Source organism: Flammeovirga pacifica, from assembly GCF_000807855.2.
GTDB classification, from domain to species: domain Bacteria; phylum Bacteroidota; class Bacteroidia; order Cytophagales; family Flammeovirgaceae; genus Flammeovirga; species Flammeovirga pacifica.
Genome location: NZ_JRYR02000001.1, coordinates 311,216 through 325,578, shown reverse-complemented (window position 1 = coordinate 325,578; position 14,363 = coordinate 311,216). Strand labels below are relative to the sequence as shown.

The 14,363-nt window shown below is 31.3% G+C and carries 7 protein-coding genes; 2 read left to right on the top strand and 5 right to left on the bottom strand.

Going from position 1 to position 14,363, the window contains the following annotated elements:
- Positions 1–5: 5 nt before the first annotated feature.
- From NH26_RS01255 to NH26_RS01240, 4 genes are all read right to left on the bottom strand, one after another.
- Positions 6–830: a YHYH protein gene (locus tag NH26_RS01255; RefSeq protein ID WP_044226542.1), complete on the bottom strand. Its 825-nt coding sequence runs from the start codon at positions 828–830 to the stop codon at positions 6–8.
- Positions 831–947: 117 nt separating this feature from the next.
- Positions 948–2,012 carry an ArsO family NAD(P)H-dependent flavin-containing monooxygenase gene (locus NH26_RS01250; RefSeq protein ID WP_044226546.1) on the bottom strand — a complete coding sequence of 355 codons (1,065 nt, stop codon included), beginning with the start codon at positions 2,010–2,012 and terminating at the stop codon, positions 948–950.
- 47 nt (positions 2,013–2,059) lie between these two features.
- Positions 2,060–2,992 (bottom strand): bifunctional metallophosphatase/5'-nucleotidase, encoded by a 933-nt coding sequence (locus NH26_RS01245; RefSeq protein WP_044226549.1) that lies wholly within the window; start codon positions 2,990–2,992, stop codon positions 2,060–2,062.
- A gap of 4 nt (positions 2,993–2,996) precedes the next feature.
- Positions 2,997–3,728, bottom strand: a complete 732-nt coding sequence (locus NH26_RS01240; protein ID WP_071397049.1) for a 5'-nucleotidase C-terminal domain-containing protein — start codon at positions 3,726–3,728, stop codon at positions 2,997–2,999.
- A gap of 204 nt (positions 3,729–3,932) precedes the next feature.
- Here NH26_RS01240 and NH26_RS01235 point away from each other — a divergent pair, with 204 nt between their 5' ends.
- Entirely contained in the window at positions 3,933–11,843 is a 7,911-nt protein-coding gene (locus tag NH26_RS01235) for a T9SS type A sorting domain-containing protein (RefSeq protein WP_044226552.1), read from the top strand.
- Positions 11,844–11,964: 121 nt separating this feature from the next.
- Here NH26_RS01235 and NH26_RS25335 read toward each other — a convergent pair whose 3' ends face one another.
- Complete coding sequence (locus NH26_RS25335) at positions 11,965–12,114, bottom strand: hypothetical protein (RefSeq protein ID WP_158021858.1); 150 nt, start codon at positions 12,112–12,114, stop codon at positions 11,965–11,967.
- Positions 12,115–12,371: 257 nt separating this feature from the next.
- Between NH26_RS25335 and NH26_RS01230 the strand changes: the two genes are divergently transcribed.
- Complete coding sequence (locus NH26_RS01230; RefSeq protein WP_044226555.1) at positions 12,372–14,351, top strand: OmpA family protein; 1,980 nt, start codon at positions 12,372–12,374, stop codon at positions 14,349–14,351.
- Positions 14,352–14,363: the final 12 nt, after the last annotated feature.

The window sequence follows — 14,363 nt, the reverse complement described above, 5'->3', positions numbered from 1 at the left end:
ACGTACTACTCAGTACTTGTACCTGGCGTACCATAGTATCCATTTCCATTTATGTAAGGATCTTCTGAAGTGATATGATAGTGATAAATTCCGTCAGGATAATCCGACGTAACATGTGAGTGTCCATGATAATCATCCAAATCATTATTACTCACAGCTGATCCATTTTCCATTGGTCCGTAAACAGGGAAACCATCTAGTAAGAATCCTAATAAACCATCTCTACCTACTGTATCTTGTGATGTAAGATAAGTCGGTTCTAAATGGTAATGGTAAACTCCAACATTTTGAGGATGACCATTGTATTGATCAAAAGAGAAGATTTCATCTGTTAAAGCCTGATTATTCGGTCCTGCATATTGATTATAAAAAGCTACGCCATTTAACGCAATACCCATTGTTCCTAATTGAGTTTCTTGATGATTACTTGCTTCTTCAGGGTTCAAAGGCATTCTAACTGTTCGATCAACAGAAGCAATCACATTAGGGTTTTTTCTAAAATCCTGACTATTGTAAGCTTCATACCTTTCAGATGCCCATGAAGTATTTTCATAATATGGACTATTGTGATCTGGAATTCCTTCCATTTCAATCACTATCATATCACCATCAATATACATATCTGTAGCTCCATATATTTTTTTATAAACATCAGGAATAACAGTTGTTGCACTACCGTCTCCATCTCCTGAGGTCGTATCATCATCATCATTATCATCAGTAGATGGCAGTGTTGTTGGATCCATATTATCTTCATTTTCAGAAGAGCCACAGCTAGTTAAAATACTTATAGATAAAAGTAAATAGAATAAATTTTTAATAAATTTCATAGTAAAAGTTAAATAAGAATTAGAGTTATAAAAATGTGAAAAGTAGTCTTATTGCATTCTTCACTCATACAGTAAAGAGATTATAAAATAGATTGTACTCAAAAAATAAAAATTATTTTAAAAATTAATATCAAAATCTTCAAAGTTTAAAAGGTATTCTGATATTTCTTCAACAGTTTTTTTGGCTGTTTTACCAACTCCATAAATTGTTGCTGAGGCATATCCTGTCCAATCACCATAACCAACAGCCCAAAGACCATCGTAACCAATTATTTTGGTGCCTTCTGTTTCAATTTTATGGTCTTGAACAATATTTAAGGATTTAAAAAAAGAAAAATTTGGTTTAAATCCAGTACACCAAATAACAGCATCAAAATTTTCTTTTTCGTTGTTTTCCCAAACTATACCTTGTTCGTAAAATGTGAAATTAGAGGGCTTAGCATTTAAAAAACCATTCTTTTTAGCCTCTATCACATCATCTAACATGACAATATCTCCAAGTAATTTCTTTTGTTCTATTTTCTCATTTTCAGAGGTATTATTTGCCTGATCAAATAAATAACGACCATCAACATCATTAGGTAAAAACTTTGGAGGTCTTCTTGTGGCCCATTGTACCTTTTTTGTTTTAGACAATTCTGCAACTATTTGAGCAGCACTGTTTCCTCCTCCAACTATTAATATTTTCTCCCCTTCTATTTGACTGGGATTTTTATAGAAATAAGAATGAAAAATCTGACCTTTAAAATCTCTTATCCCATCATATTGAGGCATATAAGGCGTACTCGTTGCCCCTGTACAAGCAACGACTACTTTGGCATTAATCACTCCTCTTCCTGTGAAAACATGATAACCTTTAGAATAGTTCTCTACTTTTTGTACAGTAATACCTCTTTCAATAGGCATATCATATCTTTTCTCATACGCCTCTAAATAATCGACGAATTCGTCTTTACTAGGGTATTGAATATTTTTAGGAGGCGGAATCATCCAACCGGAAAGAGAAGAATAAATACCAGGAGAAAATAATAGCAAAGAGTCCCAACCTCTATTCCAAGAACCTCCAGCTTTGTCATTTTCATCGATAATCAAATAATCGATTCCTAAAAGCTGAAGATAATATGCAACAGATAGTCCAGATTGTCCTCCTCCTATTATTATCACATCAAAACTCCTATTCATTTCTTTCACAATTGCACTATAAAATTCAAAATATAAAGGTTTCCCTTTTATATAACTGCATAACTATCATAGTTATCGGACGAATAAGCAATCTTTTTACCTTTATCAAAATAAAAATCTAAACGTCCAACTTTAATCCCTGCATAGCCGACTTGTGTAATCAAAACACCCTTTCCTTCCGCATTCTTTTTCACCTTAGGTTCATCTAAAAAAGTATGAGAATGTCCACCGATAATCACATCTATGTCTTTTGTTTTTTCAGCAAGCATTAAATCAGATTCGTCACCTTCTCTATAAGCTTTATACCCTAAGTGAGAGAGGCAGATAACTAAGTCGCACTTTTCTTCCTGTTTTAATTGACGACTATATTGTTGAGCCATTTCAATTCCGCTCACCCATTCAGTCTCTTGATAACAAGATTTTGAAACTAACCCTTCCAATTTTATACCAATACCAAAAACACCTACCTTAACATCTCCTTTGTTAAAGATTTTATATGGCTTTGTTTTACCATCTAAGGAAGTGTTTTTGAAATTATAATTTGTAATCAGAAAATCAAAATTAGCATGTGGTAATACTTTAGAAAAGCCATCTACTTTATTGTCAAAATCATGATTACCAAGGGTTGCCGCATCATATTTCAAAGTACTCATAGACTTGAACTCTATTTCTCCCTTAAAGAAATTGAAGTAGGGAGTGCCTTGAAAAATATCTCCAGCATCTAAGAGTAAAACATTTTTTTCAGTTTTTCTTATTTCGTCTACAAAAGCCATTCTTCTAGAGATCCCCGCCATGTTTGGGTACTTTTTATGGTTTGAAGGAAATGGGTCGATTTGACTGTGGGTATCGTTTGTATGTAAAATTGTGATCTTCGTGGGAGTGGTGGGAAGTGAAAGTACTTCCAAAGGTAATAACAAGCCTAAACTACCCAAAGCTGTTGATTTCGATAATGTTTTTACAAATTGTCTTCTACTTTGCATAAATTTATTTTGTTTGATACAACCTCTTATTATGAGCTACATTAATGACTTTTTTATCTAAACAATATTGGATTATTGCTTCTCTCATTAATAAACCCGTTTTCTCCATTTTCAGACCTTTTTGAAAGAAAAACATTTGATCTCCGCCGTGATACAAATAATCCGAAGTTAAAACTGTATACACTTTGTTTGGATCAAACTTTTTACCATTGATCATTGGCTGAATAGGTTTTTTATTCTTTATTCCCATTGTTAACCCACTGGTAGGTTCTTCAAATTTGGCTAAATAATCAAACATCTCTTTCATGGCCTCACCTTTCATAGATACGACCACCAACATGTTATCAAAAGGCATCAATTTAAATGCATTTCTTTGAGTGATATCCCCAGCATATATTGAGGCTCTAAGACCGCCATTATTCATTAACACTATATCTGCATCAAAACCATTTTTCTTAGCTTGATCTAATGATAAATCACATAAGAAGTTTCCTAATAAATTAATTGGTTTACTTATCACTAAATCTTCTGATACTGAGGCGATCACTTTATTCATTTCAGCATCTAATTGCTTCTTATAAGGTTGAATAAGTTGATCCATTTCCTTATTACTCTTCACTTTTTCATTGATTAATGTAGGGGAATAAGAAATATTCTGGAGAGGTAGTCTTTCTTGTTTACATGAATTGAAAAATAAGCAAACAAAAAATAGACAAATCGTATATATAAATTTCATTTTTGATTGATTGTATTAGCATTAACACAAGAAAGTTAATCAAAATTAAATCAGAATGTGATATTTCTTTTGATTTTTTAATTCAAGATGAATTTTGATAGTATTTTATCAAGATAAAAGTTAAATTGCACAACTTTGGTACGATAACATTCGTTAACAAAAACGGACTGAGTTAATTTTTAATTTATAACTTCAATAACTAACATGAATAAACTATACAAAAGGTTTATTGCTGCTCTAACTATTAGTATTTTTTGTGCTTTTTCAAGTACAATACTTTATGGACAAAACTTTGAGCAACTGACTAATTTCTCATCTCCTAATGCTGGGGTATTTGGGAACAAGATTTCTTATTCGCCTGATGGAAAGACAATCATTACACATGGTGATAATGGTGAAATAAATTTCTATGAGTACAAAGACAATGCTCTTGTACATCAAAAAAATGTAGAAATTAAGCACACTAAAAGAACGATCAATGTGGATGGCAATGATTATGTCTTTTACCCTTCTACAGTTAGTGGTTATGTGGATATCAATAATAATGACTCTAACAACACTAACTTTGTAAAAACAGCTAGTAATGTCGACGAGATATGGGTAGCAGAAAATGGAAGTGGACAATTTTTCGTTTACATCAAAGTAAATCAAATTGATGGGAGTTATGCTACTGTTTCATCTCAAAATGATATCATAACGGTAAATCAGAAGCTATTAGATTCTAGCACTATATTAGGATACCCCTATGACACAAACCATTCTTTTACCCCTAGTGCGGTAGAAGATGATATCAGTTTATTCGGACAACACATCACTTTTGAAAATGATTTTACAATTTATGTAGGAGACCCTCAATATGACGCACATACAGGTCGTATAGTTAAATATGTAATTGACAATGGAGTTTGGACAGAAAAAGAAACCGAATCGATTACTCCTTCAAATTTGAATTATTTTGTCAACTTTGGTAAGTTTTTAGAATTCTCTTTTTTTAATAACCAAACAAATAAGGCATTACAAGTTTTTGGCGATAACTATATTTACTCTACAAAAGATTACACAGATACAAATATTAGATATAGTTCTAAAGAGTCGTTTATTAGTACCACTGAAACAACTTATCCATATTTCTTCAATCAAAACCTTAATTCTACCTCTTCTTTAAATGTAATTAATTCAGAAGGCAAGCAAAATTTATATTTAATCACTTTTGAAGCTGGAGATGATATTTTTGAGAATAAACTGATTACAGCCGAAAATTATGATAAGATTTTTGATGTAGAAATTTATGAAGATTTTGATGAATTTTACATTTACGTTACTGGTCTAAAAAATGGTGTTGAGGTTGTCGAAACATATTTATCTTTAGATCATCAAACATTCTCGCTTGTTACAGGCGGTACTCTTCAATTAAACACCCTTGGCAATACTGGTAATAATCAATTACAAATTGCCAAAATCGGTAATGAAAAATACAGTATCTTTTCTAGAGCTGACCAAAGTGTTTCCTTCTTTAGTTTAGGCGACAATTATGAATTTACTCTTGATGGTAAAACAGAGATTAATCATACTGGTGATTGGACTACTTTGGGAAGTGGTGTATACTCTCAAGGTCTGACTTATCTCTTCTCTAACCCAACTACTAAAACTATTGAACAATTTAGAGCTCCATATACAACAATAAAGAATGGAGAGTGGGATACCCCAAGCGTTTGGAAGAATGGCATGCCTCCCCTTTTTGAAGACGAAAATGCTGAAGTACTAATTTCCCACCTTGTTGAATTAGGTTATAATGTAAACTTAGATCTATTAACAATAGATGCAAATGGACAATTAAATCTAGTTGAACCTATTGAAGGCAGCGGAGGTATTACATCAAACTTAATAGACAATTTAGGTCTTATTTTCCTTTATGATAATACCACAATTATTTCAAAAAGTATTCTCAACAAACAAAATTTAACAATAACCGGTACGAATACAACATTGATTTGTCCCTCAATTATTAATACTGGATATTTAAATATTAATAGTTCTTCTACTTATTTAGAGATTGGAGGGAATAATAAAGGATTTATCAATTCATTTGATGATATAATTATCAGCCATACTTTTAATAGTGAAGGAAATATTAATTTTCCAGATGAGACCAAAGGTTTTAAAATCTATCCTGATGAAAATTTAAACTTCTCTGTTTCTGGTCCTATTTCATCTTTTGTAGAAGTAGAAGATGTTAACGAAAGTTCTGCTATAGTTTACTTTATAGGTAATCTCCAAATTAATAATGAACTAAAAGTGTATGGTAATGTCCTAGATGCTTCTAATGCAAGTTTAATTATGGGTAATGGGGCACCTGATGCAAAATCTTATATTAATTTAGGTAATATCAGTCAATTAAGTTTTGATAATTTATTAACTAAGTCAAATACTACAATTACAGACTTAGATTATAACGAGGCAGTGATCAATATTACTAATGAATTAACACTTTACGAAAAATTAACTCTTGAAGCCATTAATTTAAAACTTGCTTACCAAGGTTCTGAAGATATTATCAGAGGTTCCCAACCTATTTCTATTGTAGCAGGATACGATTCACATATTCAAGTAGATCTAAAAACTGAAGTAGCTGCACCATTTAGTATTAATTATCCAATAGAAGGACAAATTATGGAAGATGGCCCAGGTCCTTTTGTGGATGCCTCATTTAAATTAAATGTCCATGAAATCAACTACTCCTCTGGAGGAGAAACTGGTATCGTGTTATATTTAAATAATTATGATGCTTACAGTGAACCTATCAAAGACATTGAAGGATCAGATTATGGAAGAATTCCTGGTAAAAGTTGGTTTGTTGAAGGAACTGAAAATGTAAAAGATTTCGGTGCTTCAATCAGTACAAAAATCACAGATAAAGCCGGTTTTAATTTTTCTAATGGTAATGAATTAAAAATACATTCAAAAGCTATAATTGGTGGAGTAGATTTTTTAGTAGATGCTTCAGGAACACTAGACAATGTAACATTTAATGCTTTAGAGCCTGTTCTTGCCGAAGCTTATGATTTAGAAGTCATCACTTCAAATTACGGTAAAGTATTTACCTCTACAGAAGACGGGTATTTGGGACAAAATATTTGGGATATTACAGGTCATCCTTCTAATTTAAAAGACATTATTTTTGTTAAACATGATGTTTCACACGATGACTTTAGTAATAATATTTTCAATGAAATGACTATTGAAACTGCTGCTAACTTTATTACTTCATCAAATCTAGAATCTTACCCTGCTTCGCCACCCGTATTTGAATTAAATAGTTTAACTACTAATTCAACGAGTACCTTTGTTACTGACTATGTAAATCTAATTATCAATAATCATTTACATCTTGATAACAATTTGTCAGGTGATTACACTCAATCTTTGGCTGTAGGTCAGCCTGAACCTGTTCTAACATTTAAAGGAGATCACATTACAACAAATGATAAAGTCAATGCTTCAATTGATTATTCTAGTTTTAATATTGCTAAAGGCGATATACCTCGTAATGTCATCATCAGTCCTTCTGTAAAAGTTACAAATGGTAGTTTTAAAGTAGAACATCCTTCAGACACAGTCACTTTTACGAACACTTTCTCTCTTTCTAATGGAAGTACAATACAACAAGGTGGTAATTTAATCTTTGACAACACATCTGATGGTCTTCGAAGAGATTATACATTGGCTTTTGGTGGAGAATTTCCATATGATTTAACTAGTTTAAAAATTAAAGAGACAGGAAATTTCACTTTTGCTTCATCAGCAACAATAAAAGATAGCCTATTTGCAAAAAACACCACAGGTATCTACTTAGGAGAATTTGTTACTCTAGAAGTTCTAGGTGAACAATTAGACGGTGCTGTAAAAGCTGATGCGAGACCTTTCGAACTTGAAGTAGGAGAATTTTTAGGGATTAGCCCAATGATGTTCCCTTCTCAATTGAATATCAAAAACAACCCTACTCAGAAAAGACCATATTTAATTGGTGCTGACATCGGACTTATTTCATCTATTGGTGATACACTATATGTAATTAATGGTAATGACTTAGGAAATAACAGTGGCGCAATTAAACACATTGTTAAAGACCATAATGCTAGTGCTAAACTTGTAGTTGACATAGATAATTATATTACTGAAAGAAATATAATTAACGATGACACAGAGTATGTAGAAATATCTTTAAGTGTGACTGATCCAATCACTGGTAATCTCAGAAATTTAGATAAAGAGGAAATACCTGTTGTTAAATACCTAGGAGCCGAAATTACCAATTTTGAAATAGAAGAAAGGACAATAACAGATCCACAAACCGAGGCAAGTCTTCATTTTACTTTGGTTAAAATCCCTACGACAGAATTCTCAGATGTCATCTCAGGCACACCAGGAAGATTTACTATTGAAACCTATATTAAACATGAAGTGTATACTTCTCTTATTACACCAACTGTTACAACAGTGTATGATTACTTACCAACAGGGTTCATAGTTTCAGAAGATCTTACTCCTCTAACCAATTTCTTATCTTCACTTGAGTTTAGAACAGGAGATTTTACATCCAATTTTGGAGTAACTTGGTCTCCTGAAGATTTATCTTCTTGGTCAGGTGATATGGCTGATTTCGAAGGAATGGAGAATATTATAGATCTTAATGAATATGGTGAATTAGAAGCTATTCATATTGAAGATAAAAACATCGATGCTTGGGACCTAATGACATTAAATGGCAACTTGGAATTCCTTGATCGAGGAGAAGGAGAAGGTGAGGGAGAATTTCCTATTGGTCCACTTGAGTTAGAACAAGGTGGTGAGTTACTACCTGGAGAGTATCAAGACGTGACAATCAATGCTGATAATAATTATCTGTATTTTGATCAGTTTTACGATTTTATCCCTGGTATATCTCCTTTAATCAATTATAATCCAGCCACACCGTTTGATGTAATTGAAAAAAGCTATGTCATCACTAGTCTTGTTACTTACAACTTAAATGATAATGGTTATTATGCTAGTAATTATGCCTGGTTAAAGAAACAAGAAGATGGCACTTTTAAGGATATTTCTAACTATAATTCTACCCTTGCAATTGATTCATTAATACATGCAGGTGATTACACTATTAAATTAACAGAAGCAGAATCGGATTTCCGTTTTACTGTAGATATCGAATTTAATTTAGATATAACTCCTGGTGATGCAGATAAGGAAATTTTAAAACTTATTCTTGATAATGCTGGAGTAGTTTACGATGATACTAAACCAATGAGAGAATGGAAAGATGATATTCTTTTTAACGACTTTGGATATGTGGTTAGTTTAAACTTAGATGATTTAGAATTAACTTCAATTCCTTCTGAAGTACAAGACCTGATCTACTTAGAAGATCTATCATTGGCAAATAATAATATTGAAGATATTCCAAGCTTCATGTATGAAATTTCATTATCAAAACTAAATATTGATAACAACAAATTATACTTTGATGATTTTGACGATCTATCTAGTTTAGAAGGAACTTCGATTACAAATACAACTCAAAAATTTGATACTGAGAAAAAGACTATTAATGTAAAGCATGGTAAAAGCATCACACTTTCGCCAAATACATCTTATGAAGTATTGAGTTATAGATGGGAAAAAGATGATAACGATTTAATGTCTAATAGTAACACATTTACTATTGCTGACATGAGATTACACCATGATGGTATTTATAAGCTTTACCATTCATCATCTGTATATCCTGGGTTTGAATTCTTAGTTTATGAAGGAACAGTAAATCACCTTCTAGGAGATAATGATATTACTAAATTACAAGCTATTCTAGATAATAATAATATTGAATATGTAGTTGCAGATGGATTCAGAAACTGGCTATCAAATGATACCGATATTGATTCTTCAGGACATGTAGTACATTTAGATCTATCTAGTTTAGGTTTGACAGAAACTCCTTCAGGTTTATCTGATTTAACTAATTTAATTTCTATTGATCTTAAGGATAACATCTTATTCTATGATGACTTAGAAAGCCTTGGTACTTTACTTAATATCGTTGATTTTATCCCTCAGAATTATAATGAAACTGTAGAAATAGTAGAAGTTACTCAATATTCTAATTACACTTATGATCAGATCAATATAGAATATAATGGTCAGTTAGATTACAATTGGTACTATAATGGTGAGTTTTACGCTAGAGATTTTGAGCTAAGTGTTGAAAACTTTAATTTAAATAAAGAAGGTAAATACACTCTAATGGTCAATGAAACAGATCCTAAATGGGCTGGTTTAGAATATCAAGTTGCTACTATTAATTTGATCTACAAATCGTTGATCTCAGAGCAGGATTCAATCGCTCTACATCAATTATTTACAGAAATGAATGTAGACTTTGATGACACACAGAGAATTATTGAATGGCCTAATTTTAGTTTTGATCCAGAAACAGGTAGTATTATTGGATTAGACTTGAATGATTTAGAAGGTGTTTCTACACTATCTAGCTTAATTAATCATTTTGATGAATTAGAATCATTAAAATTATACGGAAGTAACATTTCTAGTCTTCCAAGTGAATTATGGAGCCTTCCTAATCTTAATTATCTTGACTTATCAAATAATGATTTAGATGATGAAGATATTACGAATCTAGGTAACTTAATTAACCTAAGAACACTGTGGTTAAGCGAGAATAATTTCAACACCCTACCTGATCTTGGAAATCTTTCTCAACTTTTATATTTGATTGCCAACGATAATGACATTAGTAACTTAGACTTCGGCTTGTCTAGTTTAGTGAACCTAAATTTCATTTCATTTGCAGGTAATCAGCTAGAAGATCTTAATATTGATTTCTCATCTTTCAATAATTTGACTAAAATTGATTTCTCTAGAAATAAGATTTCAGAGTGGACGAGTGCTTTACCATCATCTTTAGAAGAACTTATACTATACAGTAACCTTTTAGAGACTATTGAAGGGATACCTACCAATGTACAATTAGATATTGCAGACAACTACTTATTCTTTGATGATTTCGAAGGGTATGACAAGTCTACAATTACTAAATACATACCACAGAACTACCCTATTTATTATGAAAATGTAGCTCTTATAGAAGGAGGTGCTTATTCTGTACGTATTCCTATCGAAATAAAACCAGAATACGTATTTACATGGTATAAAGATGGTATCATTCAAGGAACGTTTAAAAACAACAGTATCACTCTAGAAAATATGTCAGCTTTTGATGTGGGTATTTACTCATGTTTTATCTCACATACTTATTGGTCTGATCTTAATATTAAAATTGCAGAAATTGGCGTAGGTTTCGATTGCTCAGACAATCTAACGGTTGATGTAGAGCCAACAACAGCTACTGATTTTTGTTTCAATGAAGAAGTATTAGCTACGATCAAAACTACTGTAAACGAAGAAGACGTTACGTATGCTTGGTACAATGGAGAAATTCCAATGCAACTGCAAAACTCAGCTTCTTTAACTATACATGAAGTTGGAGCTTATTCTGTAAGAGTGAGAAATGCTAATGGTTGTATTGCATTGTCAGATACGATACATGTCACAAAATCTGATGTAATTTCAACACCTGAAATTATTGCAAATGGTGATTCATTATTTGTTTCTAATGTATATGATTCTTACACCTATGCATGGTATTTAGATGGTGAACTGATTAGTAGTGGCTTTAGTTCAATTTTCTATTCTACATTTGGTAATTATTCTGTAGAAGCAATTTCTGAAAATGGCTGTTCTACTTTATCGTTTGATTATACGGTTGGAGAAGATGATGTTACTAGCGTTGAGAACGATTTAGTTCAACTGAACCTTTATCCTCAACCTGCTAATGAATATATTTTCATTGATAATTTATCTCAACCTATTGAAGAATTAAGGGCTTATGATATTTCAGGTCAACTTCATTCTTTACAATATAATTTAGAACAGAATAAAACGAGAATCAATACATCTGATTTAAGTAATGGTTTATACATCATTAATATTAAAACAACTGATGGTCAATTGTATCATCAAAAGATTATGATCTCAAATTAATATTCCATTCCGCTTATATCAAAACAAAAAATTGGTGTAAGGGATTGAGACTTTAATGTAAAATAAAAAACCTCCAAGTATTCGCTTGGAGGTTTTCTTTTATATAAAATATTTTTTATTCTTATCTAGCAAAAGAAGCTGCTTGTGGCTTCATACTTTGTGAAGTTTTATCAATAGTAATATTTACCTCTTCTGTATGATTTACTCTATTCATCATAAGAAATAATCCAATTAGGAATAATAAGGCAAATATTTTTATTAATGTCTTCATAAATTGTTATTGTTTGTATTCAATACATTTATGTACGAGACTTAGACACAAAATATTTCATTTTTTAACATCTTATTTGATTATTGAAATAGTTTTCATCAAATAATACAATTAACAGTTTTTCTTAAATTCATATTTCTTATAATTGATAGAGTTATAAATAAAATCACGGTGCATATAAGGGGTTAAAAGAATTTATTGGTATCTTGATTATTCACCTTAGAGTAAATTAATATTATTCCATTTGTACATTAAAAATGAAACCATTCATTTCTATTATTCAGTGTCTCACATTTATACTTTGCTTATTATCACAAAACGTTTTTAGTCAAGGTGATAAAGCTTTTGATAAAGTGAATTTCCCCAATCAAAAACACGAATTAAAAGTCGCTTTAAGACATCTCAATATTGCAGATAATTTCAGAGAAAATTACCATCAATTTGATAGTGCTTTACTCTATTATTATAAGGTTGATAAGTTTAATCATCAAAATGCTTTATTACAGTATAAAATTGGGCTTACCTTTTACTTACAAGATGAATTAGACAGTGCCGATATTCGTTTGTGTAATTCTTTGGCTATTGATAAAGACAATTTAAAAACTCTCTTCCTCGCTGGAAAGGTTGCTCACCTTCAATCAAAATGGGATAAAGCATTAGAATTATATACAAAATATAATCAATTGTATGATGGTGTGACTTCACCATCTAAAACAAAAGTCACTGATTTAATCTCTCAGGTGAATGCAGGAAAAAAAGCAACTATCAATCAGTTTCACATTGAAAACATAAAAGAAATCAATTCTGCAGCGAATGATTTCCAAGCACACTTACATCCTAATTCACCTCAGATTTTTTTCAGTTCTGATAGAAAATCTGAAAACAGTGTCTCTCCTGATATTAATGGAGATTACTATACCAACATTTATAATTTCAATATTGATTCAAATCATGTTGAGATCATTAGAGATCATATTATTAACCCTGAAGGAAATAGTAGTGTGACAAGTATATCCAAATCTGGAAAAACTATGGTGATGTATCAGGGAGCATTACAAGGAGTGGTTTCTTATAGTCGATTTGAAGAGATCAATCATCAAAAAATACCAAAAGGGAAAACAAAATTACCTAATCAAATTAATAGTTTTTTCTATCAACAAGGTAGTGGTACTTTTACTCCAGATGGAAAGGAATTTTATTTTTCAGGCAAACGAAAAAAAGAGGACTTTAGCACTATCTATGTTGCAAAGAGAAGCGGTAAAAAATGGACGAAAGCATCACCTATATTCCCTAATGATCAATCCAATCATTTAAACCCCTATTTTTCTACTAATGGTGATACATTATTTTATGCTTCAAATTCTAAAGCAAGTATGGGAGGATATGATATTTTTTATAGTATAAAAAATGGAAGTAAATGGTCTGAAAAGGTAAATTTAGGAACAGTAGTCAACTCTCCATTCGATGAGATTTCTTATTCTTCTAACACTAATGGTGATGTACTGTTTGTGGCATCTAATCGACCTGGAGGTGTAGGAAATTATGACCTCTATAAAATAAGTAAAGAATTAATTACTGCTCAATTAGAAGACCCTGTATTAGATGAAATTATTGCTACTAACGTAAAAAAAGTAGCTTTAACCATCATAGATACAGAAACGAAATTACCCATACCAGGAACACGATTGCAACTATACAATAATGAAGAAAATATTTTATTAAGAAATACAATCTCTGATCAGAATGGAGATATTGTCTTAGTTGATTTGCCTTCTAATGTTGAACTTGGTGGCAATATTTTGAAAAAGGGTTATGAGTTTTACTCTAGAAATTTCACTATTAAAAATGACACCTCTTCTATTGTTATTAAACTTAACCCTATAGCAGTAGACCAAAAAGTAACACTTCAAAATGTCTTTTTCGACCACAATTCAAGTGTAATAAAAGATAATTCCATGTCAGAATTAAATGCCTTACTTAATTTTCTTTTAATTAATGACAAAGTAAATATTCTTATTGAGGGGCATACTGATAATGTAGGGGATGAAGATTACAATATCAATTTATCGAATACGAGAGCTAATGCCATATTACGCTATTTAAATCAAAGCGGAATTCCTGAATATAGACTACAATCAAAAGGTTATGGTTCTTCTCTACCTGTGGCTGATAACACCTCTGAGAAAGGTAAAGCCCTAAACAGAAGGACTGAATTCAAAATCATCAAGACCAATTAAATAACAGCATTC